We start from the raw sequence: 23,607 nt of genomic DNA on the forward strand, positions 1-23,607 counted from the left end.
AGCGGCCGACGGCGCGGAGGTCAGCGGCGGCCATGCCCGCCCGGGCCGCCGTCGAGCCCATGGGTGTCGATCTCTCTGTTGTTCTGCTCGATGTCCTCGATGTTGGCGTCACGGGTGTTCTTCATCAGCCGGACCTGGCTGACCGTGGCGTCGGTGATCCCCACCAGCGCGTCACGGATGGACATCATGGTGTCCTTGGTGGTCTGCCGCTCCTTCTGCTCCTGCGGCTTGGCCTTCTCGGCGAACTCGCCCTCCGTACCGGGCCATCTGACCGTCGGAGCCAGCTCGTCGAGGAACTCCTCGGTCATGCTTCTGGCCAGGGTGCCGATCTCTTCCAGCTGTCCCGCCAGAGCCTCGATGCGCTGCGGGTCGACGTAGTACCGCTGCCCCATCGTCAGTCCTCCCCGTCCTCGCCGAGCGCGTCCCGCCAGGCGGGGGCGGCCTGGCCGCCGCGCTCCTTGTCCTCGTGGTCGTCGCGCAGGACCTCGGGGCCGAAGATCCGCTCCCAGTCCAGCTCGAAGCCCTTCAGCTCCGGCACATTGCTGCTGGGCTCGGCGAAGGGCGCCATCGCCTTCATCACATGCCGGTTCATCTTCACGCGTGCCGCGTTCGCCGCCTCCAGGACGCTGGCGGCCAGCTCCTGGGGGGACATGTCGCGGTACTTGTTCTCCAGGAACTCGATCCCGGTCAGCTCACCCTGCGGGCCCACGCTGGCGCGGACCGCGCGGTCGGAGGAGAGCACCGCGAACGACGCCTGACGCAGCTCGCGCTCGGTGCGCGCGACCGCCTCCTGGGCCGCCTGGAGTTCGGCCATCGCCTTCTCCAGACGCTTCTCCAGCGGTTCCGTCACGCCCGCTCCGCCCTTCTCCGTCGGTCTCTCCGTAGGTCCGTCAACTTCCCCGCTGATCTTGCCTGGTGAGGGCTCGGTTGGGGAAGCCGGGGCCGGGTGGGATTGGTCTCTCCCCGGTGGTCACGCCGGACCAGCACCCTGGTCACCGCCCGATGACGGCCGGGGTGCCGCCCTCCTCGGTGCCCCACACGTCCTCGTCCTCCTCCAGATAGTCGGCGGAACTGGTGGACCTGCGGCCCGGCTGCGCCTCCTCCTCGGGGGAGTCGCCGCCACCGGTGGTCGTCACCCGGGCGGCCGGGGTCAGGAAGGTGTCACTGTCCTCCTGACGGTTCCACGGACTGCGCCGACGGCGGTTGCGGCGCTCACTCTCCTCCGCCGCGTCGACCAGGACGGCACGCACCCGCTCGCCGTTGCCCTTGTCGCCGCCCGCGCCCATGCCGCCCATGCCGCCGCCCATCGGCATGCCGGGGCTGCCGGGCGTTCCGGGGGCGCCAGGGGTGCCGGCCGCGGCGGCCGCGGTGGCGGCCGGACTGAGCGGGGTGGCCGTGCTGTCCGAGAGGGGTGCGACTCCCGCCGCGCTGAAACCGTCCGAGGACGACGGGGAGTCCGCCCCGGAGAGGCCGCCGCCGGAGCCCCCGGTACTCACGCCGCCGCTGAGGCCCAGTTCGGAAAGGGGCACGTCGCGGGAGGTGGTGCCGTCGCCGCCGCCGATCCCGTTGAGGTCCCCGAGGCCGTCGAGGATGCTCGAACTGTCGTTGCGGCCCGACGAGTTGAGGTCGTGCAGGTCGACCGTCTCGGTGTTGCCCTGCGCGTCGGTGATGGTGGCGATACCGGTGTCCGGGTCGATGACCTGGGTGCTGCCGTCCGGGAAGGTGGTAGTCAACTGGCCGTTGTCCAGGATGGTGCTGGAGCCGTCCGAGTTGGTCACCTTCGCCCCGTGGGTGAGGTCGGTGGTCGTGGTCGTGCCGTCCGCGTCGGTGGTGGTGAGCAACCCGCTGTCCGGGTCGAACGTGGATTTGCTGCCGTCCGCGAACGTGGTGGTGAAGTCGCCGCTGTCGTCGAGCTCGGTGCTCCCGCCGGTTGGGGTCTCCAGGCCGGAACGGTCGCTGTTGAGGTCGCCCAGGTCGCCGATCGTCTCGGTGGTGATGTCGGAGTTGATGTCGCCCAGATCACCCAGATCGTTCAGGTCACCGAGCCTGTTCTGGCCGTTGAGATTGCCCAGGTCGCCGAGGTTCTCGGTGGTGGTGGTGCCGTCCGGATCGGTGGTGATCGCCTGGCCGGTCGAGGGGTCGACAGTCTGGGTGGTGCCGTCCGGGAAGGTGGTGGTCAGCTTGCCGTCGTCACCGAGGGACGTCACCGAGCCGTCCGAGTTCGTCACCTTGAGGCCGTCGCCCAGGTCCTGCGTGGTGACGGTGCCGTCCGGGGAGGTCGTGGTGAGCAGCCCGCTGTCCGGATCGAAGGAGGTGCTGCTGCCGTCCGGGAAGTCGGTGGTGAGCTTGCCGCCGTCGGCCTGGGTGGTCCCGCCGGTCGGAGTCTTGAGCGGGGCGCCGCCCCCGGCGTTCAACCCGCCGAGGTTGCCAAGGGGCGTGGTGATCGGCGTGTCGGTCTGGACCCCCTGGCCGTCACCGAGCCGGCTGTTCAGGTCGCCGATGTCGCCCGGGCTCTCGGTGACCGGGGTGTTCTGGTTCAGCAGGTCGTCGAGGCCATCGAGGTTCTGTGTGGTGACCGCGTTGGGATCGTTGAGGCCGCCGAGGCTCTCCTGCATGGCCTTGGCCTGCACCTCGGCCTCGCGCTTGGCCTCCTCCTGCTCGCGCTTCTGCTCCTCGCGCAGTTCGTCCTGGTACTTCTTGTCCTCCTCGCGCTGCCGGTTCTGCTCCTCGCGCAACTCGTCCTGATACTTCTTGTCCTCCTCCCGCTGCCGGTTCTGCTCCTCGCGGAGTTCCTCCTGGTACTTGCGGTCCTCCTCGCGCTGCCGCTCCTGCTCCGCGCGGAGTTCATCCTGGTACTTGCGGTTCTCCTCGTTCTGCCTGTTGATCTCCTCCTGCTCCTCCTTCAGCTTCTTCTCCTCGTACTCCTCCGAGGCCGTGCTGGTGGACTTCGGCTTGGGTACGTTCTCCGAGAAGTCCTTGCCGAGGTCGATGAAGTGGTTGTTCAGGTCCGACTGCACCTGGGCGGCGGGCTTGCCCAGGTACTCGTCGACGCCCTGGCTCCAGATCTTGACGGCCTTGTCGCCGACCTTCGCCCAGTTGGCGATGTCGGTCAGGTCGCCGTACTCCGGGTGCACCTGCGAGAAGCCGCCCTGCGGGCTGTGCCTGACGGTCGTGGTGTAGCGGTTGGTGGTCGACGTGATGTCCGTCTTGGCGACGTTGTTCGAGTCCACCCACTGGGCGAGGTCGTCCAGAACGTAGCGCAGCACCTGGTGCGGGTCGTAGTACGAGGACTTCGCCCAGGTCAGCCACGCGTCGAGCAGCTTCGTGGCGGAGTCCTCCAGGTACTTGCGGCCCAGCGAGAGGGCGCGTGAGTACACCGTGTTGCCGGTGCCCGTCTCGTCGCCGGTGCCGACCGAGGAGTCGAAGGTCTCGACGTAATTGTCGTAGTTCTCGCGGATCTTCTTGATCAGGCTGCGGAAGACCTCCGCCGCTTCGCCCTTCCAGCTCGCGTCGTCCCGGCCGAAACGGTCCTCCCAGTCCTTCAGCACCGTCGCGTGGTCCCTGAAGAACTTGGCGGCGAAGTCGAAGGAGTCCCCGGTGGTGTTGAAGGAGTTCAGGTCCACCGAGTCGCCCCCGGCCACGCCCAGGTTGCTGAACCGGGCGTCGTGGCTGCTGCCTCGCAGCAGGGCGAGGAGCGCCGCCCGCGGCCCGTTCATGTACCGTGCGAGCGGGATGGTGCTCATCTTGTCCTTGTTGTAGTCCGTGAACTCGTTGCCCTCACGGACCTGGGCGTCGTGGACGTTGTCGGAACCCGGGCCGGCGAAGATGATCTCCTCGCCGGCCTTCACGCGGCCCTCGAAGACGATCCGGGCCTGCATGATCGACCGCTTCTTGCCGCTGTCGAAGAACCAGATGTCGTAGTCCTCGCCCTTGTTCGTCAGGAAGCCGGAGTCCTTGACGAGCACGCTGAGGCTGCGCTCCTTGATGTCCATCCGGAAGAGCTTGCCGCCGTGATCGGATCGGAGCGTGTCGAAGACGGTGTTCCTGTCCGGCACCGGATAGCCGGTGATGTGGGTGACCAGGGTGGCCCAGGTGTCGCTCGACGGGTCGCCGGCGTTGTCGAACTTGTCGAGATTGGCGACGGAGTTGGGATCGTACCGATCGGCCACCGGGCGCCCTTTCTGGTCGGTTGTCGTCCGTGCCGGCGCACCGCGTCTTCGTACGGATGGGCAGGCGTGTGTCTCTCACAGGGGCGCGCCGAGCGGCCGTGGCCTCTGCCGGCGCGCGAGGCTCTGACTCAGTCGTCTTCCGGTTCGCCGGTGGTGCCGGCGGTGAGCGTGTCGACCTCTTCGAAGGTCTGCAGCAGCGTCTGCGCGTCGATCGCCCCGAGGTTCTTGTCCTTGGTCTTGTTCGCCTCCTCGATGGTGTCCGTGAGCGCCTCCTTCAGTTCCTTGAAGAGCTCCATCTGGTCACCGAGCAGCTTGTCGATGGACTCGGCCGCGGCGCGCACGCCCTCGATCAGCTTCGGTCCCGAGACCAGGGGCTCGGTGACCATCTTGCCGATGCGCAGGAGCTGTTTGTCCTGGTCGAGGTTCTCCGCGGTGGTGTGCCCGTCGACGAGTTGGCCGAGCGGGCGGATGGTGGACCCGTCGCCGTCCTCGCGGTGCTTCTTCGCGGCGGTGTAGACCGGCTGTACCTCGTTGTCCCGGAAGTTCTCCATCTGCTTGAGGTCGAAATGCTTGACGTCGGCCTTCTCACCGGCCATGGGACGATCTCCTGCTGCTTGGTTGCCGGACGGGGATACGGGATGACCCGGTGGGCATGTGGCGTACGGACGAGGGACGGATCGGCGGGCCTGCGTGCGGGGTCGGCCTACCGGGTCTCTGTCGGGAAACTCTCGCCTGCTCGGCGGCGTCCGACACGTTGTTCCCGGAGTCCTGGAGCAGGGGCGCGGCCTGTTGCCTCAACTTGCCGCAACCGTCCGCATGGGGCTGCCATGCGGACGGTTCGGCGCCTTCGACCTCACGCACGCGACGCCGGGTCCCGCCCCTCGGGACGGACGAGGGGAAAGCCCCGGCCGGGCCCGGGGGCCCAGGCCCTAACGGGCCCGCACATTGCCCCAGTTGTCGGCGCTCTTGCGCTCGTCACGGGAGTGGTTGTCGTGGATGGACCGGATCAGCTCGCCGTTGTCGCCGAGCAGTCGCGCCATGTTCTTGGTGGCATTGTCCCACTCCGCCTGGACCTCACGGTACTTCTCCTGGTCCGCACCCTCCCAGGAGGTGACGAGCGGCTTCAGCTCGTCCTCCAGGTTGTTGAGGGTCGTGATGATCCCCTGGGTCTGTTCCATCAACTCCTCGATGGCCTGCTGAACCTTGGGGTATTGCACGTCGATGATGCCGTCGGCCATGACGTCTCCTCTCGAAGGCCGGGCGCCGGGCCCGGGAAGCTCACGAAGTCCGGCCCTGTCTAAGAGGGCCGGTACCGCGGGTGGTTCAGCGCAGTGCTTCGAAGACGCCCTGGCTGGTCTTGCTGTTGAGGACCTCGGTCAGGTCCTGGTTCTCCTTCGCCAGGCGGTTGGCGGAGGTCACGTTCTCCTGGAGCGCGTCGATCATCGTGCTGATCTGGACGACGACCTTCTGTGCCTCGGTGTTCCAGCTACGGAAGAGCTTCAGCAGGGCCTGGCCCTCGTCGCCACCGACGCCCGAACGCGCGGCGATCTGGGCAACGTTGTCCTGGATCTTCTCGACCTGGTTCCGGGCCGACTCCAGAGAGGAGACGCCCCCCAAGCCCTTGGCATAATCCGCTTTCCTCGCGGCACTGTCCGCCATGTCACGCTCCCTTCGTTCAGGCGCGTCTCGTCGCACCGTTGCCCGCTGAGGCTAAAGAGAAAACAGGGTTCCGCGCAACGCGTGCAGGGAGAATGTGAGAAACGGCCGGTTCGGAAGAACTCGCCTGTATGGCAACGGAGTTGTGCGAACGTTGCAGCAGGATGAACAGGTACGCCCGAACGACGGGCACGCAGGACGTGACCGTCCGCAGGTCGACCCCCGAACGGGCGAAAAACGGGCACACGAAGAGACCGAACGGTCATCGGGAAGGACCGCACCCGGCAATGCGCGCGCACCCGCGGAGTTCCCCGGGTACCGCCGGGCCGAATTACTTGAGCTTCTCCTGAGGTTTCGCCTTTGTATGCGGCACCGCGACAACTCGACAACCCTCCGACTCGGCGACTTCGCGCCATCTGCGCCGAGTTCGGCCTGACGTTTCCCTCCGCGCGTCCTTTTCTTTTCTTTTCCCTCGGCGCCGTAGGTGTTCCTTGCCGCAATCGGTGCGTGGTGTCAGCTCTGTGAAGCGGCGCCCGCTGCGCCCACCTTGCCTGCCTCGTCCGCCTCATCCACCTCGTCCGCCTCGCCCGCCTTGTCCGCTTCTTCGGTCTTCCCGGGCTGCTCCGACCGATCGGCGGCGCCGCACTCGGGAGCCGTCACCTTGGGTTCGGTGGCGCCGGCCGCGGCGGTCGCGTCGAGGTCCGCGCCGGTGGGGAAGGCCGCCAGCAGCGGTGCCGGGACCGAGCCGATGTCCGCGGCCTCGTACCCGAGTGCTGCCAGCGATTCCTTGGCGGAGACGCGGTACTTCACGCCGTTCTCCGCCACCAGATAGGTGGTTCCGGCGTGCGCGGCACCGCTCGCGTGCAGGGCCCGGACCAGAGCGCCGTGCCCCGGCCGTACCACCGTGGCGTCCGTCGGGACACAGGCCGGCTTCAGCGGCTGGGCCGTGCCCTCCGACACCGCGACCGGGGCGAGCTGGGTCAGCGGGACCAGCACCGACCTGATCCGCACGCCGCCGTTGTCGCCGTCCACCTGCGCGCAGAGCGCGGTGCCGCGCTCCGCGGACTGCGGGAGCGGCGGCGCGTCCGGCAGCTCCGCGGATCCGGCGGAGCCCGCATCCTTCGCCCGGTGCTCGCGCAGCGCGTCCGCGCCGACCGTGCGCACCTCGGGCGACTGCCCCTGGTAGGCGTCCTTCTGGGTGGCCGGGTCGCCCAGCACCAGGGCGGCGCCGAGCCGGGTCAGCGGCACCAGGCCGTCCTTGCGCAGCAGGTGGTAGGTACTGCCGCCGCCGGGCACGCTGACCTTGAAAAGCTGGCCGATCCGGCTGGCCTCACCACCGAGTTCGGGGCCCTCCTCGCCGCGCCCCGCCACCGCGGGCGGCTTCAGGGCGGGGCCGGGTGCCAGCGCGTCGAGGAAGGCCGCCGAGACCCGCATCGGCTGCTGGGAGCCGTAACCGAGGGCGTTGCGGGCGTCGGAGGCACGGTCCAGCGGCAGCCTACTGCCCCGCCACACGAGGTACTCGGTGTCGTCCGGGCCGCGTACCAGCACACCGCGGTCGCGGCCGATGCCGCGGGAGTCCAGGGGCATCCCGGCCGCCACGGTGGTGGCGCCCGGCTTGTCCACCCCGCTGGCCGTCACGACGCCGGAGGTGGTGGGCAGCGCCCCGTCAGGACCGGTGACGCACATGTGCCAGGCGCCGTCGTCGAGTTGGCCGGCCCCGGGCACGACGTCCGGGGCGCCGGGGATACCGACCGGGGCGCCCACCGGGACGCCCTGCAGCGAGGGCGTACGGACGTCCGCGGTCGCCAGGTCGGAGCCGCCGATCAGCTTCGCCGAGGCGTAGTTGCGCACGGGGTGCAGTACGCCGTCGGTGCCGGTCCACAGATATCGGGCGCCGGTGTCACGGTTGACCACCAGGTGCTTGCCGTCGCGCCAGCCGTCGTTCCCGCCGGGGCGCAGCAGGCCGTAGACGGTGGCGCCCGCGCCGATCAGGACGGTGACCAGTACGCCGAAGACCACGCCCCGGGTGGTGCGCCCGAGCGGGCTCTCCGGGGCGTCCGGGTCGGCCATCAGCAGGCTCGAGCTGAGCCTGCCCATCATGAACGTGTGGGCGTGTACCTGGTCTCGTTTGGACTGCACGGCCTCTCCTCAACTCCTTCTCCATGCCGCGGCATAGGGGTGTGCTCAGCCGAACAGGCCGCGCAGCCAGCCGAAGAGCCCCGCCGCCCAGAGGGCGAGCGGCAGCAGCGCCACCGCGAAGCCGGTGTGCGCCAGTTCCGCCGCGCGGCCCCAGTACGGCAGCACCCGGCGGCCGGGCACCGTCCAGGCGGCGATCACGAGTGCGGCCGCGGCGGCGAGCAGCACCGCGAAGACCAGTACGCGTCCGTCGCCGTGGTCGTCCACCGCCCAGGAGCGGGCGAGCAGCAGCAGCCCCCAGACGCCGGGTACGGCCAGGGTCAGCCGCTGCCCGATGTGCACCAGGCCGCGGCAGTGCAGGAGCAGCAGCAGGCTCAGCCCGACGGAGGTCAGCACCTCGGGCAGGTTCGGGTGGTCGGTGAGGACGACCAGGGCGGCCGCGGCGATGATGCCGGTGGCGGCGAAGAGCGCGGTGACCCAGCGCCCGGCCAGTTCGGTGCGCTCGGCGACCTCGTCGCCCGCGTAGGGCTCGATGCCCTCCTGGAGCTGGCTTGCGGAGGACGGCAGCGCGGGCAGGCGCATCCCGGCCAGTTTGAAGGCGAACGGTGCCACCGCTCCGGCGGCGAGGGCGACCACGGTCGCCACCAGCGCCACCGAGGCCGGTACGTCCAGGCCGGTGTAGCCCATCAGGGCCCCGGCGATCGCGGTCGCCACCGAGACCAGCGCGGTGGCGAAGAGGGCCGGGGCGCCGACCGCGGTGGCGGCGAGCGCGAGGACCGCGCCGCCCGCTCCGGCCGCGCCTGCCGCGAGGAGCCGTGCGCCCGCGACCTGTGCCGCGTCGGGGCCGGTCAGGTCTCCGCCCGGCAGCAGCCAGCCGGCCAGCGCCAGGCAGGGCGCGACGAGCAGGGCGAGCGCGGTTGCGGAGAGGCGGTCGCCGACCGCGCGGCTGGCCGAGCCCGCCCCCGCGAGCAGCAGCAGCCCGGTCACGGCCGCGAAGGCGACCTGGGTGGATTCGGAGCCGGTCGCCCCGGGCCAGAGCACCAGCGCGAGGGCGGCCGCCACGGTCGCCACCACGGTGCCCACCAGGAGTCCGCGGGCCGCTTCGGGGTGCCAGGTGTGCAGCTTCCGGCCCGCGGTGTCGGCTATCCCGTCCACCAGGTCGTCGAGCCGGGCCTCGGGCAGCGCCTCGGTGTGCGGGCGCAGGTAGAGCACGGCGCCGTCGGCGAACCCGGCGTGGGCGAGGGTGGTCTCCTCGTCGAGCGGGGCGCCGCCGAGTTGCTGGAGCACCCAGCCGGCATGGTCGAGACCGGCCTCCTCGGCTTCCTCGCCCACATAACGGAGCAGCGTCGGCAGGAGATCGGCGACCGGCACATCGGCGGGCACGGCCAGATCGACGGAGACGCTCGGCGCACGTACGGTCAGGCGGCACAGCTCGGCCACCGCACTGTCGGTCATCAGCTGAACTCTCGTCTTCCGTGGGGGCTTTGACAGGAGGACTTCCCCGGGAGAGGGGACCTGCGAAGAGTACGGAAGGCCGGCGCGGCCAGGAACGGGGGGTACCGGGCTGGGGAATTGTGTCCGCGCGGCCAGCGACCGCCTCTCCCACGTGGACAGGTCGCGTTCCGTGAATGCAGACTACTGCCTACGCCCGCCGGATCGTGCTGCGGACCGGACTCATTGTCCGGTATGGAGTTGTCCTTCACGGGAGTTGACCGTCCCCGCTATCCGCTCGAAACATTCACCCCGGCGTTCACCGCGTCATGCGGCACCCGGAGAATCAGCTCGGTGCGGTCTTTCCCGCTACCGGGCGTGCCGGTATTCGGTGCGGGCCAAAAAGGCAGTGAAACCGGAGGTTCTGTTCCTTGAGTGTGGTGCTGTTTCGCCGGCCGGCCCGCAGACGCGGACCGGAGATGCCCGAGGGTCAATTGACCCTTCAGGAGCCACCGGTCCTCGCCGAGACCGCGCCCGACACCTCGGCGATATGGACCTATTTGCCGATGGCGCTGATGTCGGTGTCCATGATGCTGATGTTCCTGCGCCCCGGCGGCGGGAACGGCGTCTTCATGTATCTGGCGATGGGCGTCATGGCGCTCTCCGCCGGTGCCATGCTGCTGGGGCAGCTGATGCGCCGCTCCAGCGAGCGCAAGCAGCGCCTGAAGGGCGAACGCCGCGACTACCTCCGCTATCTGGCGCAGACCCGCAAGCGGGTCCGTGCCACGATCGTGGAGCAGCAGCGTGCGCTCGCCTGGCGCCACCCGGACCCCGCCGCGCTGCGCTCGCTGGCCCGCACCTCGCGGCTGTGGGAGCGCCGTCCGACCGACGAGGACTTCGGCGAGGCCCGACTCGCGGTCGGCGAGCAGCAGCTCGCGCTCACCCTGCAACCGGTCTCCACCCGACCGGTGGAGGACCTCGAACCGCTCTGCGCCCACGCCCTGCGCCGCTTCATCCGCGCCTACTCCACCGTCCCGGAACAGCCCCTCGGCCTCTATCTGCGCTCCTCGGCCCGGATCCTGCTGCGCCCCGAGGAGACTCCGGGCCGGGCGACCGCCGAGCCGGTCGTCCCGCCGACCGGGGAGACCGGCGGGGCCCGGGCCGAGGGCGGCGCCCCGGTGGAGGACCCGACCGACGCCGTACGCGCTCTCGTGCGCGCCGCGCTCGGCCAGCTCGCGGTGTTCCACGCGCCCGAGGAGCTGTGGATCGCGGTCTGTGTCAGTGACGAGCGGCGGCCCGACTGGGAGTGGGTCAAGTGGCTGCCGCACGCGCTGCACCCGCACGAGGAGGACGGCGCGGGTCAGGTCCGCCGGATCACCGCCGACCTCACCGAGCTGGACGACCTGCTCGGCGCCGAGTTCGCCGAGCGTCCCGGCTTCGACGCGGATGCCCGCCCCGCTCGTGACGAGCCCTACACCGTCGTCGTCCTGGACGGCGTCACCGTCCCCGAGGGCCATCGCTGGGAGGGGCACGGCTACCGCAACGCCGTGGTCCTCGACGTCTCCGGGGCGCTGCGCTGGCGGCCCGGCCGCAACACGCTGCGGCTGACCGTCGGTCCCGACCGGGTGAGCCTGGTGCGCACCGACCGCAGCCGCAAGGAGCGTTCCGTGCCGCTCGGCCGCCCGGACCGGCTCGGCCTGCTCGCCGCGGAGTCGCTGGCCCGGCTGCTCACCTCCCGCCGGATCAGTCTGGGCACCGACATCGCGCAGCCGCTGGACAGCGACGTCGAACTGACCACCCTGCTCGGCATCCCCGACCTGCACCGGCACGACCCGGCCACGCTCTTCGCCCGGCACACCGGCGCCGCGCGGCTGCGGGTTCCGGTCGCGGTCGGTGTGGACGGCCGCCCGGTGGAACTCGACATCAAGGAGTCCGCGCAGGGCGGCATGGGCCCCCACGGCATGCTCATCGGCGCCACCGGTTCCGGCAAGAGCGAGCTCCTGCGCACCCTCGTCCTCGGCCTCGCGCTGACCAACTCCTCCGAGACCCTCAACTTCGTCCTGGTCGACTTCAAGGGCGGCGCCACCTTCCTGGGCCTGGAGGAACTCCCGCACACCTCCGCCGTCATCACCAACCTGGCCGACGAAGTGGCGCTGGTGGAACGCATGCAGGATGCCCTGCACGGCGAGCTCATGCGCCGCCAGGAGCTGTTGCGCTCGGCCGGCAACTACACCTCCGCCCTGGAGTACGAGCGGGCCCGCGCCGCGGGGGCCGACCTCACCCCGCTGCCGAGCCTGTTCGTGGTGGTCGACGAGTTCAGCGAGCTCCTCTCCACGCACCGGGAGTTCATGGACCTGTTCGTGATGATCGGCCGCCTCGGCCGCTCCCTCGGGGTGCACCTGCTGCTCGCCTCGCAGCGCCTGGACGAGGGCCGCATGCACCAGTTGGAGAGCCACCTGTCGTACCGGGTCGGCCTGCGCACCTTCTCCGCCATGGAGAGCCGCGGCGTGCTCGGTGTGCCGGACGCCTATGAGCTCCCGGCCCAGCCCGGCAGCGGCTATCTGAAGTCCGGTGTGGAGTCACTGACCCGCTTCCGGGCGGCCTACTCCTCCGGCACCTACCGGCGTCGCACCGGCGCGGTGGTGCAGGCACGGGTGGCCAGCCAGGTGGTGCCGTGGACCAGCGGCTGGGTGGTGCCGCGCACGCTGGAGCCGGCGCCCGAACCGGAGCCGGAGACCGAGGAGAGCGAGGAGGACGAGGAGACGCTGCTCGCCGTGGCCCTCGACCGGCTGCGCGACTCGGGCCCCGCCGCCCACCAGGTGTGGCTGCCTCCGCTGGACGAACCGTCCCCGCTGGACGCCCTGCTGCCCGGCATCGCTCCGGACCCCGAGCGCGGCCTCACCGCTACCGGCTGGTCCGGCACCGGCAAGTTGCGGGTTCCGGTCGGCCTGGTGGACAAGCCCTTCGAGCAGCGCCGCGACCCGCTGATCGTGGACCTGTCCGGGGCAGGCGGCCACGTCGCCATCGCGGGCGGTTCGCAGAGCGGCAAGTCCACGCTCACCCGCACCCTGATCGGCGCCCTCGCCCTCACCCACACCCCCGCCGAGATCCAGTTCTACTGCCTGGACTTCGGCGGCGGCGGCCTCTCGCAGCTCGCCGCGCTGCCGCACGTGGGCGGCGTCGCGGCGCGGCTCAACCCGGAGCGGGTGCACCGGGCGGTCGCCGAGGTGATGACGCTGCTCGCCCGGCGCGAGCAGTTCTTCGTGGACCACACCATCGACTCCATGCACTCCTACCGCCGCCGCAGGGCAGCCGGGGAGTTCCCCGACGAGCCGTTCGGTGATGTGTTCATGGTGGTCGACGGCTGGTCGACGGTCCGCCAGGACTACGACGACCTGATCCCGAAGTTCAACGAACTGGCCGCCCGCGGCCTCAACTACGGCATCCACCTGCTCATCACCACGACCCGCTGGGTGGAGATGTCCGCGCAGGTGCGCGACCAGTCCGCCACCCGCCTGGAACTGCGGATGGGTGACCCGATGGACTCCGAGATCGACACCCGCAAGGCCCGCTCGGTGCCGCGCAGCGGCGGTCGCGGCATCACCGCCGACAGCAAGATGCACTTCCTCGCCGGCCTGCCCCGGCTGGACGGCAGCGGTTCCCTCGAGGACCTCGGCGAGGGCGTCGCCCACCTGGTCACCGAGGTCGCCCGGCACTGGTCCGGCGCACCGGCCCCGCAGGTGCGGATGCTGCCGCACCGGCTCCCGCTCGCCGAACTCCCCGCGCCCGAGTCCACCGAGGGCGGCGGCATGCGCCTGCCTCTCGGTATCGACCAGGACGCCCTGGAACCGGTCTGGCACGACTTCAGCCGCACCCCGCACCTGATCGTGGTCGGCGACACCGAGAGCGGCAAGACCAACCTGCTGCGCGGCATCACCGCGGGCATCACCGCCCGCTACTCCCCCGCCGAGGCGAAGATCATCGTGGTGGACTACCGCCGCACCCTGGTGGACACCGTCCCCGAGGAGTACCGCATCGGGCACGTGATCTCCCTGGACAACCTCAAGGAGACCATCGAGGGCGCGGCCAGGGCGATGAAGACCCGCGTCCCCGGCGCCGACATCGCCCCCAGCCGCATGCGCAAGTGCGACTGGTGGACCGGCCCGCGTCTGTTCATCCTGATCGACGACTACGACATGGTCTCCGGCAGCTCGTTCCAGAGCCCCATGGAGCCGCTCTTCGAGTACCTGACGCTCGGCTTCGAGATGGGCCTGCACCTGGTGGTCGCCCGCAGTGCCATGGGCGCCGGCCGCGGCCTCAGCGACGGGCTCATCCGCCGCCTCGACGAGGCCAACAACCCCGCCGTCCTCCTCTCCTGCCCGCCCACGGAGGGCCGTCTCTTCGGCAACGCGAAGCCCCGGAACCTCCCTCCGGGCCGAGCGCTGCACATCGCCCGTCGCCGGGCGAAGCTGATGCAGACGGCACTGGCGGAGGAGCCCCAGGGCCAGGCGGACTGAGGGACCACGAGCGCGAAGGGTACGTACGGAACCGGTAGCGGGGGCCACTTGAGGCGGCCCCCGCTGCCGGTTCCGGGCCGGTTGTACGGCGCTGGTGGACGGCCGCGACCGATGGGTGACCGGCGAGTTCTCGAGCCGGCGTTTCGGCGTCGGCAACTGGTCGGGAACTGGTCGGGAACAACGTACGGCCGGCACCGGCGAGTTGCCGGGGCCGGCCGTACGGGCCTGCGGGTGGGGCGCCAAGGGGCACCCCACCCGCAGCTCCGTTCAGTCCTTGTCCGTGCCGCCCGCTCCCGCCGGACGCCAGCCCCGGGCGCGGGCCCTGGGGAGGGCGAAGGCCCCCCACAGGATGGCGAGGACGCCTGCGGTGCCGAGGAGGACGAAAAGCGTGGCTCGGTCGGTGGCGCGGTCGGCGGCCGAGGTGTCGCGGACGGCCACGGGGTCCGCGGCGCGCTCGGCGCCGGCAGCCGTACCCGAGTTGCCGAGGACCGTGGTCACGGCGGCGTACGGGTCCAGCTGGGGGATGTCGGCGGGGTAGGCGGTGGCGGTGAGACGGCGCGCGACGGCGTCGGGCGAGTCGTCGGGCCGGACGGCGCGGACTGCCGCGGCGGCCCCTGCGGCGTAGGCGGTGGCCACCGAGGCGCCGGCACCGAGGTAGTGGCCGTCGCCGCGCGGGCCGCCGGAGACCACCCCGGCGCCGGGGGCGGCCAGGTCGATGCCGCTGGTGGCCAGGGAGTTGTTTGGGCGGACACCGCCGGGAAGCATGTCGGCGACCGAGAGGACCCCGGGTTCAGCGGCCGGCCAGTAGGTGCGCGACGGGATTTCGTCGGTGCCGCCCCGGGGCGGGTCCGGGGTGGCCGCGGCGACCACCAGCGCGCCCTCACGGCGGGCGTCGGCGACCGCACGGGTCAGTTCCGCGTCACGACGCGGCAGGGCCGCCGCGACGGCGATGACGTCGGCTCCGGCCTCGGTCGCCTCGCGCAGCGCCTGCGTGACGAGGTCGGCGCTCGCCTGACCGCGCTGGTCGGTACCGCGCAGGGCCAGGATCTTCGCGCCCGGGGCGACACCGGTCAGACGCGAGCCGCCGTCGCCGGTCCCGGCGATCAGCCCGGCCATGAAGGTTCCGTGGCCGACGCAGTCGTCGCCGGCCGTGCCCTCGGCGGTGACCTTGCCGCTGAGCCCGGCGGCGCCCGGGACGACACCGGTGTCGATCAGCGCGACGGTCACGCCCGCGCCGGTGCTGTACTGGTGCAGCCGGTCCAGGTCGAGGCGCTGGCGCGACCAGTCCTGCTTCTTCGCCTTCTCGCGGGACGCGGGGGTGCAGGTGACCGCATCCGCGTCCGGATCGAGCGCGGAGGGCATGCCGGGCAGTTCCTGGCCCTTTTTCCCGTCGGCCGCCGGCAGGCGCGACGGGGGTGCCGCCTGGGCCGGGACGGCCGTGGGCAGCAGCAGCGCGGCGGCGAGTCCGGTGCCGGACAGCAGGCGGGCCACCCCGCGGGCGGGCATCGTCATCGGGGAGCCGCCTTCGGTGCCTCGGACACGACGTCCTCGGGGAGCAGGATGCGCAGGTCGTCCAGAGTGGGTGTGGCCAGTGAACTGAGCCGCCCCGCCTGGCGGGTGACCATCGACTCGACCACCTGACGGGCCAGGCGGGCGTTGCCGAAGGAGCGGTCCCGGGGCAGCGAGTCGAAGTACTCCTTGAGCAGCGGGCCGGTGCCGGCTCCGCACTCGTAGCCCATGCTCGAGGCCTGGGCCCGCACGATGGTGACCAGTTCCTCGGAGGAGTAGTCCGCGAAGGAGATCCGGCGCGGGAAGCGGGAGGACAGGCCCGGGTTGGAGGCGAGGAAGCGCTCCATCTCGTCCGTGTAGCCGGCGACGATGACGACCACCTCGTCGCGGTGGTCCTCCATCAGCTTCAGCAGGGTGTCCACGGCCTCCTGGCCGAAGTCGGCGCCGCCGCCGCGCGGGGTGAGGGTGTACGCCTCGTCGATGAACAGCACGCCGCCGCGGGCCCGTTCGAAGACCTCGCGGGTCAGCTGGGCGGTGTGGCCGATGTAGCGGCCGACCAGGTCGGCGCGGGCCGCCTCGATCAGCTGGCCCCGGTCGAGGATGCCGAGCTGGGTCAGGATCTCCCCGTAGAGGCGGGCGACGGTGGTCTTGCCCGTACCGGGCGGGCCGGTGAAGACCAGGTGGTTGCTGAGGGAGGGCACCGGCAGCCCGGCGGCGGCACGGTGGCGGGCGGTGGTGATGAGGTTGACCAAGTCCGCGACCTCGCGCTTCACCTCGGCCAGGCCGATCATGTCGCCGAGGCGGGTCAGCGGGTCGTCGGCCGGGGCCGCGGTCTCGGCGGCCAACGCGCCGGCGGTGGCGGAGACGTCCTCCGGCAGCAGCAGCCGCAGGTCGTGCTCACCGACCTGCTGCAGGGTGGCGAGCCTGACCGCCTGTCTGTCCACCATCTCCTCGAACACCCCGCGTGCGGCACGGCCGTTGCCGAAGCCGCTGTCCCGAGGCATCGCCTCGAAGTGCGCGGCCAGCGCCGCCGCGGTGCCCTCGCCCAGCTCGTACTGGTGCTGGGCGCACATGTTCTCCATGATCGCGACCAGTTCGGGCACCGAGTAGTTCTCGAACTCGACGGTCCGCGAAAAGCGGGAAGCCAAGCCGGGGTTGGAGCCGAGGAAGGACTCCATCTCGCGGGAGTAGCCGGCCGCGACCACCACCACGTCGTCGCGGTGGTCCTCCATCAGCTTCAGCAGGGTGTCCACCGCCTCACGGCCGAAGTCGGCGCCGCCGTTGCCGCTGTCCGAGGCGAGCGTGTACGCCTCGTCGATGAACAGCACACCGCCGAGCGCCCGTTGGAAGGTCTCGGTGGTCTTGATCGCGGTACCGCCGACGACCTGCGCGACCAGGTCGGCTCGGGAGACCTCCACCAGGTGCCCGCTGCGCAGCGAACCCAGTTCGGCGAGGATCGCCCCGTACAGGCGGGCGACGGTGGTCTTACCGGTGCCGGGCGGACCGGCGAAGATCAGGTGCCGGCTCATCGGCGGGGCCGACATGCCGAGTTGTTCGCGGCGCTGGGCGAGCTGCGTCAGGTTGACCAGGGTGCGCACCTGCTGCTTGACGTTCTCCAGGCCGATCAGCGCGTTCAGGGCGCCGAGCGGGCCGTCCGCGCGGTCCGGCGGGGGCGCGTCCGCGGCGCCGGAGCCGGCCGGGTCGGTGTTCTCGGCGCTGCCGCTGCCCCACGCATCCCGCTTGCCGTTGCCGGTGCTGTTCAGGCCCTCAACGGCCAGCCGGTCGCCGGGCTCGGTCTGCACCAGGCCGCCGCCCTCGTTCTCCCGGGCGAGGCAGTTCACCAGGGACACCGGCGCGGTGGACTCCACCCGGAAGCCGTCCTGGGCGCCGCCGGAGACCTCGCAGCCGCTGAGCGAGGCGAGCGCGCCCTCGCGGAGGAGGAAACCGTGGCCCTTGGGGGCGTGCACCGCGGTGCGGTTGGCGGTCAGCTCGCCGCCCGTGGCGACGACCACACCCTCCTCGCCGGATATCTCGACGCGGAAGTCGCGGACGGTGACGTTGCCGCCGTCCTCCACGACCAGACCGCTGGTGGCCGTGTCGGAGACTCCGCCACCGGCCAGGTAGAGGGTGCTGCCGGAGGCGACGCGTACACCCGCGCCCTTCGGCCGGACGATCTCGCAGTCCTCTACGCGGCCGCGGGCGTCCTTGGCGGTTGAGATGCCGTCACCGGAGGGTTCCACCAGCCGGGCCCGTCGCAGCAGCGGGTTGGCACCGTCGCGCACCGCGATCGCGGGCGAGCCGCCGATCACCTCGAGGTGGTCCAGCTCCGGCGCCGAGTCCTCCTCCAGGAGCAGCCCGGTCTGGTCGCAGTCGCGGACCGTCAGGCCGGTCAGGGCCGGGGAGGCGGCTCCCGCGACCCGCAGCGCCGCGCCCTGCGCGCCGTCCACCCAGCAGTCCTCGAAGGTGCCGCGCGCCCGGTCGGTGACGAGCACGCCGTGGCCGCGCGTACGCGAGACGCGGCAGCGGCGCAGTACCGGGTCGGTGCCCTGGGCCAGTGTGATGCCGTTCCCGGACGCTCCGGTGACGCGGACGTCCTCCAGCGTCGTACGGCCCCCGCTGCTCAGGTGCACGCCGGTGCTGGTGTCGTGCACCACGGTGCGGACCACCGAGAGGGAGCAGTTCTGCTCCAGGGCGATGGAGGGTTTGTCGGTGGAGGAGATGTCGCAGTCCTCGACGGTGCCGCGGGCCTCGCCGTTGGCGAGCAGGCCGTTGCCGCGGGCGTCGCGGACCGTGCAACCGCGGATGCGTGCCTCGCCCTGCTCCGCGATGACCAGGCCGCTGGTGCCCAGGTGTTCGAAGGTGCAGGACTCCACGGTGGTTGGCGTGGTCGAGGTGACCACGATGCCCGCGCCCTGCGGGTTGCTCACCCGGCACTCCCGCAGCGCGAGTGAACCCGTTCCGCCGGCCAGCATCGCGGTCCAGGCGGCGCCGACGACCTCACAGCCGTCGAGGGCGGCCTGCCCGCGCCGCACGTCCACGGCCGGCAGTTCGGCGTCGCCGCCACGCAGAGTCAGTTCGGAGAGCATCACGGCGTCGGCGCGCAGCGCGATCACGCTGCCCGAGCGAGGGCGGATCTCCACCGTCCCCCGCCCTTCGGCGGCGGTGAGAGTGACCCTGGTATTGATCACCAGGTTCTCCGCGTATGTCCCGGGCCGGACGCTGATGAGTGCGCCGGCACGGGCGGCCGCGAGTGCCTCACCGATCGTCCGGTAGCGGTCCCGGTCCCCCGGACCGACGGTCAGTACCTGGCGCGACACGCACCAACCTCCTTGCCACGGGGGCGTCTGCAGTGGGCGCCCCCTCGTGCGGGGGCGCGTGTCGGCGAGCCGACGGTGCCATCATGCCTCGCCCTGGGGGCGGGCGAGTGCCGAGAGCGGTGTTCTCGGTCTGCGGGCGTCCTGTCAGACGCTCCACTTCTGGTTGTCGGTCCCCGCGCAGCTCCACAGCTGCAGCAAGGCCCCGCTGCCCCGGTTGTTGTCCTTGATGTCGACGCACTTGCCGACAACGGTGTTGACCAGGTCGTGGCTGGCGTTCAGGACGAACTTCTGGGCGGCGTTGCCACTGCACCAGGCGATCTGGATGGGGGTGCCGTCGTTGTAGTTCGCGTTGGCCACGTCCAGGCACATGCCCTTGATGCGGACGGTGCCGTCGGAGGCGAACTGCCACTTCTGCGCGGGGCCGTTGTTGCAGTCCCACACGAACAGCTGCTTGCCGTCGCTGAAGTCGCCGCCCGGTACGTCGATGCAACGGCCCGAGAGGTGACTACGCAGGGAGACGGGGGCACTGAGAGTCACACCCGAACCGTCCTTCGCGGGCTGGTCCTTGCGGCCGTCGGACTCCTTCCCGCCGCTCTCCGGCTGGACCTTCTCACCGGCGTCCTTCGGCCGGCCCTCGCCCTTGTCCCCGCCCTTCACCGGGGCGGACGCGGAAGCCTCTTTCACCGGCTCCTTCTGCTTGCCCTGCTGGTCGGGGTCCTTCTTGCCGTCGCCGGAGGAACCGGTGTCGGGCGTGGTCGCAGCGAACTCGCCCGGTGCGTCCTGCGCGTTCCCGCCGAGCACTGTTCCCTCCGACGCCGGCCCCCTGCGGTCCTTGTCGTCGTTCCCGCCGAGCATCATGAACGGCACCGACACGAGCAGCGCCCCCGCGACCGCGGCCCCGGCCAGCACCGCCTTACCCGGCCGCCCCACCGGTCCGGCCTGCTGCTGCGGCCGGTCGATCGCGGTCACGGTCATGGTCCGTACGAACGCCGGCAGCCGGCTCTTGGCGGCCGCGGCGGCACCGGGGTCGCCTTCGGCTTCGGACTGACTGCCGGAGGCCGCCCCGCTCTCGGAGCTGGTGCCGGTCTCGGAGCTGGCCCGGCTCTCGGAGCTGGTGCCGGTATCGGAGTTGGTGCCGGTATCGGAGTTGGTGCCGGTCTCGGAGTTGGTGCCGGTATCGGAGTTGGTGCCGGTCTCGGAGTTGGTGCCGGTATCGGAGTTGGTGCCGGTATCGGAGTTGGTGCCGGTCTCGGAGCTGGCGCCGCCTTCGGGCTCTGTGGTGCTGCCCTGTGCGGCCGTCTCCTCGGCCGCGGCAAGTTTCGTACCGGCCTCGGCTCCGCTCTTCGCCTCCGCGGGCTCAGAGTTGGGCTCGGTCTTGGGTGCGGGTGCGGGCTCGGCGACGGCTGCGGTCGCGGCCGTCTCCTCGCCGTCGGAACCGGGCTCGGCACGCGGGGAGATGGGGGGTTGTGGGGCCGAACGTGTCACGTGGTCCTCCCTGTGGTGTGGGGCCAGGGTTCAGGAGAGCTGTCGGTCCGGGCCGCGGCCGCAGGGCCGGTACCGTCCGCCGAGCCTGTACGGTCCGCCGAGCCGGCGAGGCCGCCGGAGCTCTCCACCGTCACGGCCTCTGCTGCGGGCGCCCCCTCGGCACCCGGCACACGTACGGGATCGAGAAGACTGTCCGCCGGGACGAGCAAGGGGGCCGCGGCTCCGGCGTTCGCCAGCAACCGGGTGCCCGAATCACTCAGTGAACGGGCCAACTCGCGTGCGGGAAGCGTGTCATGTCGAAGTGCCGCGGACATGAACTCGTGTACCGGCGAGGTGAACAACAGCACCACCGGTGCCCCGTCCAGGCCGGTGGCCGTGAGCGGCCCGCCGTCCGGCCCGCGCACCACTGTGATCTCCGCCTCCGCGAGCGCCGCGAGCGCCTCGTCCACCGAGCCGTAACCGGTGGCGGCACGCTGCGCCGCCGCGTCCACCGGGTCGCTGGGCTCCGGCCAGCCGAGCACCCGGGCCGAGGGCCGGTACGCCGGGTTGGCGCGGTAGTCCCCCACGCCCCCGTCCTCGTCCGACTGCCACTCCCCCAGCACCGCCCACTCCGGCGGCGTCCGCTCCTCGGTCCACTCCGGGTCGACCACGCCGATCCAGTGCCCCGGCGCCCGGCGGGCGGCGGCCCGTACGGCCTCGGGTATCTCGGGCGTGTCCGCGAATTCGGTGGTCTCGGTGACGTCGGCAACGACTCGCTCGGAAGCGGCGGTCGGGCCGGAGCCGTCAGGCACCACGGACAAGGCATCATGCCTGCCCTCTTGCCGTTCTCCGGGCCGCATTTTCACCTGAACTCTTCGGTCCGTACGAATTCTTGGGTGCCGCGCGCCATGCGCGCACCTCGACGTTGATCAGATCGGGGAGCCAACAGGATGCCACACGCGCCCCGCCCGTGGGCGACCGGGTCATGTCCGTATCAGGGGCCCGCGTGCCCGTTTGCTGCCCGGGTGGTGAACTTTTGGGGACCAGTGAGGCGTGGGTGGACAAAGCGGTGGGGCGGTTGGGGCTGAGGGGTGCTGCTGTCGCCCCTGTGACGGGCTAAGTTGGGTGTGCCATCGGACCCGTCGACGTACACATGTCTTCCGCCCGGACGTCCAAGCCAGGGCTGTACGGGAGGACTTCGCGGCTCGGAACGGTTCGCAGCCCGGAAAGGCTCGGACCGGTCCGCGGCCGCCGCCGCGGAGGGTCACGCGGAACTCGACGACCAGGACCGAGAGCCGAACCGGCTCACTCGACGCGGCACTTGCCCAAAGCCCGCCGCGCCGACCGGCGTTCGTCCGGCCCGGCCGCTGTGCGGGCCCGTGCCCACCACCGACAGCTCCGCCACCGAGGAGGAGTACCGCATGTCCCCCCAGCACCACACCCCCGGCGCGAACGCGGAGGCGGCCGCCGCCCGCGCAGAGGAGGCCGGGTCGCCACCCCCGTCCTCGGCACCGGACGAGCAGGCCCCGAGCCCCGCCGCGGCCCCCAAGGCGGAGTCAGGCACTGCCCCGAGCGGGGAGACCGCTGCCGCGACCGCCACCGCCGCCGCCCCGCCCCCGGCCGCCGCCAAGCCCGCCGAGGAGCCCGAGGAGGGCGTCGCCGTGGCGGCGGCCGTCGGAACGGCGCCGCGGGACGTCAAGGCCGCCACCGGTACCGACACAGGACGCCCCCGCAAGCCGATCCTGGCGGGGGCCGCGATCGCCGGCGCCGTCCTGGTCGCCATACCCCTGCTGCTGGCGGGGAGCGCGAACGACGAGCGACCCCACTCCGCCAAGGGGCCGGCCGCGGACTCCGACACCGTCCTGAACGCGAGCTCCGCCCCCGCCGTGCTCGACGACTACGTGGCCGAGAAGCCCAGTTCGTCCCCGAGCAAGGCGAAGCCGAAGAAGAGCGAGGCTCCGAAGGTCGCCGTCGTCCAGCCTGCCGCGCCCTCGCCGAGCCCCAAGGCGAGCAGCTCCCCCGAGAAGAAGGCCAAGGCGAAGCCCAAGCCCAAGGCGACCCCGAAGCCGAACTGGGGCACCAAGACCGTCTACGCGACCAGTGTCCTGCAGGTCGGACAGGCCTGGTCCACCAACCGCATCCGCATGGTCATGCAGAGCGACGGCAACCTCGTCGTCTACAACGAGAAGGGCAAGCCCATCTGGGCGGCCATGACGTTCGGCGCCAACCACCGGGCAATCTTCCAGCAGGACGGCAACCTCGTCATCCACAACGCCGACGACCGCCCCATCTGGGCCTCCAAGAGCCACGGCCACGAGAACGCCCAGCTGGTCCTGCGGGCGGACGGCAAGGTCGTCATTCTTCACAACGGCGGAGTCATCTGGTCCACCTGACACCGCGGCGGGTCGGAAAGGCCCGCCGACTGTCGGACCCCGCACCGCAGCCATGCACATCCTTGGCGAACTTCTCACAGTCACGCCGCGCCAGCCCAGCCAGCGTCTTCCGCCCCAGGCGCGGCACGAGATGGTTGCGAACAAACCCCTCATAGTTGCGACGTGTCGACTCACCGATGACGCGCCGATCCAGCCACTCCCGAGCCCAGACCCACAAAGGCAAGGCTCCGCGCGCAGGGTCGAAGCAGGTGCCCGCTTTCTTATCGTTCTCGACCTTGACGGCGAAAGCGTCCGCGCCGTCCCGGCCCACCCTCCGCGGAAACGACTTCTCCCGCTGCCGCCCCCGCCTGCCACCATGCCAGGCGCCGCCGGGCAGTCGCTTCCGGGGACGCTCCTACCGACCACCGCCCGTCCCGATGGGGAGCAGGTCCCCCAGCCGCGGCTCTGTACGTTCCCCAAGCTCGTCGGTCACCTGCGCACCTGGCGTGCTCGGCGCGGGGCTGCCCGTGGGGGATGCGCTGACACTGCCGGTAGGACTCGGGGAAGGGGTGGTGGTCGCCGGGGGCGACTGGCTGGGGCGGCCACTGGAGGGGCTGGGAGTCGGAGTGGCGTTCGCGGGCGGTGGAGCGGGGTCGGCGGTGGGGGCCTTGGAAGCCGGCGGCTCCGGCAGAGTGGGCGTCGCACGAGGACGGCGAGTCACCCCCTTGTTCCGGTCCCGGGCGGTGCCTCTGGCCGGGCGTGTGGCCGGACGTTCCGGGGAACGTGAGGCTTTCGACGGCTCGGTCGCCTGCCCCTGGGGCTCGTCGGGGGATGCCTGCTCCGGGCTCGGCGCCGCCTGAGGGGCACCGGCGGAGTGGTCGGGCAGCAGCGATGCGGTGGCCAGGCCACCCAGTATCGCGAAGGTGGCCGCGGCAAGAGTCCGGCCACCGTACTTCTTCCAGCGAGGCGGACGGTGGCGGTGAACCTGAGGCACGGCGGCTGCCCGAGGCTGCGGTACGGCTACGGTGGCGGCCCG

15 protein-coding genes are annotated in these 23,607 nt (G+C 71.5%); 2 read left to right on the forward strand and 13 right to left on the reverse strand.

Going from position 1 to position 23,607, the window contains the following annotated elements; translation table 11 throughout:
- Positions 1-20 precede the first annotated feature (20 nt).
- From J7E87_RS02195 to eccD, 8 genes are all read right to left on the reverse strand, one after another.
- Positions 21-392: a hypothetical protein gene (locus tag J7E87_RS02195; protein WP_108153179.1), complete on the reverse strand. Its 372-nt coding sequence runs from the start codon at positions 390-392 to the stop codon at positions 21-23.
- Positions 393-394: 2 nt separating this feature from the next.
- Positions 395-850 (reverse strand): YbaB/EbfC family nucleoid-associated protein, encoded by a 456-nt coding sequence (locus tag J7E87_RS02200; RefSeq protein WP_215089258.1) that lies wholly within the window; start codon positions 848-850, stop codon positions 395-397.
- 142 nt (positions 851-992) lie between these two features.
- The gene (locus J7E87_RS02205) at positions 993-4,169 is read right to left on the reverse strand and encodes an AAWKG family protein (RefSeq protein WP_215089260.1); all 3,177 of its coding nucleotides are present in this window, start codon (positions 4,167-4,169) and stop codon (positions 993-995) included.
- Between the two features lie 128 nt (positions 4,170-4,297).
- Positions 4,298-4,765, reverse strand: coding sequence for a type VII secretion system-associated protein (locus tag J7E87_RS02210; RefSeq protein WP_215089262.1), 468 nt, complete (start codon positions 4,763-4,765; stop codon positions 4,298-4,300).
- Positions 4,766-5,098: 333 nt separating this feature from the next.
- Positions 5,099-5,407, reverse strand: coding sequence for a WXG100 family type VII secretion target (locus J7E87_RS02215; protein ID WP_215089264.1), 309 nt, complete (start codon positions 5,405-5,407; stop codon positions 5,099-5,101).
- An 85-nt stretch (positions 5,408-5,492) separates the two neighbouring features.
- The gene (locus J7E87_RS02220; RefSeq protein ID WP_215089266.1) at positions 5,493-5,828 is read right to left on the reverse strand and encodes a hypothetical protein; all 336 of its coding nucleotides are present in this window, start codon (positions 5,826-5,828) and stop codon (positions 5,493-5,495) included.
- A gap of 510 nt (positions 5,829-6,338) precedes the next feature.
- Entirely contained in the window at positions 6,339-7,964 is a 1,626-nt protein-coding gene (gene eccB / locus J7E87_RS02225; protein WP_215089268.1) for a type VII secretion protein EccB, read from the reverse strand.
- A gap of 45 nt (positions 7,965-8,009) precedes the next feature.
- Positions 8,010-9,416, reverse strand: a complete 1,407-nt coding sequence (gene eccD / locus J7E87_RS02230) for a type VII secretion integral membrane protein EccD (RefSeq protein ID WP_215089270.1) — start codon at positions 9,414-9,416, stop codon at positions 8,010-8,012.
- Positions 9,417-9,871: 455 nt separating this feature from the next.
- On the opposite strand from eccD, the gene eccCa reads away from it, so the two are divergent.
- A complete protein-coding gene (gene eccCa / locus J7E87_RS02235; protein ID WP_215089272.1) occupies positions 9,872-13,909 on the forward strand; it encodes a type VII secretion protein EccCa in 4,038 nt (1,345 codons plus the stop codon).
- A 267-nt stretch (positions 13,910-14,176) separates the two neighbouring features.
- Here eccCa and J7E87_RS02240 read toward each other — a convergent pair whose 3' ends face one another.
- The 4 genes from J7E87_RS02240 to J7E87_RS02255 form a co-directional block, all read right to left on the reverse strand.
- The gene (locus J7E87_RS02240; RefSeq protein ID WP_215089273.1) at positions 14,177-15,421 is read right to left on the reverse strand and encodes a S8 family serine peptidase; all 1,245 of its coding nucleotides are present in this window, start codon (positions 15,419-15,421) and stop codon (positions 14,177-14,179) included.
- Positions 15,418-18,735, reverse strand: a complete 3,318-nt coding sequence (locus J7E87_RS02245) for a right-handed parallel beta-helix repeat-containing protein (protein WP_215089275.1) — start codon at positions 18,733-18,735, stop codon at positions 15,418-15,420. The genes J7E87_RS02240 and J7E87_RS02245 overlap by 4 nt, the downstream gene beginning before the upstream one ends.
- 144 nt (positions 18,736-18,879) lie before the next feature.
- Positions 18,880-20,220 carry a ricin-type beta-trefoil lectin domain protein gene (locus J7E87_RS36055; protein ID WP_215089277.1) on the reverse strand — a complete coding sequence of 447 codons (1,341 nt, stop codon included), beginning with the start codon at positions 20,218-20,220 and terminating at the stop codon, positions 18,880-18,882.
- A complete protein-coding gene (locus J7E87_RS02255) occupies positions 20,217-20,924 on the reverse strand; it encodes a type VII secretion system-associated protein (RefSeq protein WP_374195128.1) in 708 nt (235 codons plus the stop codon). The genes J7E87_RS36055 and J7E87_RS02255 overlap by 4 nt, the downstream gene beginning before the upstream one ends.
- Positions 20,925-21,620: 696 nt before the next feature.
- Between J7E87_RS02255 and J7E87_RS02260 the strand changes: the two genes are divergently transcribed.
- Positions 21,621-22,592, forward strand: a complete 972-nt coding sequence (locus J7E87_RS02260) for a mannose-binding protein (protein ID WP_215089799.1) — start codon at positions 21,621-21,623, stop codon at positions 22,590-22,592.
- On the opposite strand, the gene J7E87_RS34745 is transcribed toward J7E87_RS02260, so the two are convergent.
- A complete protein-coding gene (locus J7E87_RS34745) occupies positions 22,576-22,902 on the reverse strand; it encodes a hypothetical protein (protein WP_308312813.1) in 327 nt (108 codons plus the stop codon). The genes J7E87_RS02260 and J7E87_RS34745 overlap by 17 nt on opposite strands.
- Positions 22,903-23,607 lie beyond the last annotated feature (705 nt).

It is taken from the genome of Streptomyces sp. ISL-1, from assembly GCF_018614585.1.
GTDB lineage: Bacteria > Actinomycetota > Actinomycetes > Streptomycetales > Streptomycetaceae > Streptomyces > Streptomyces maoxianensis.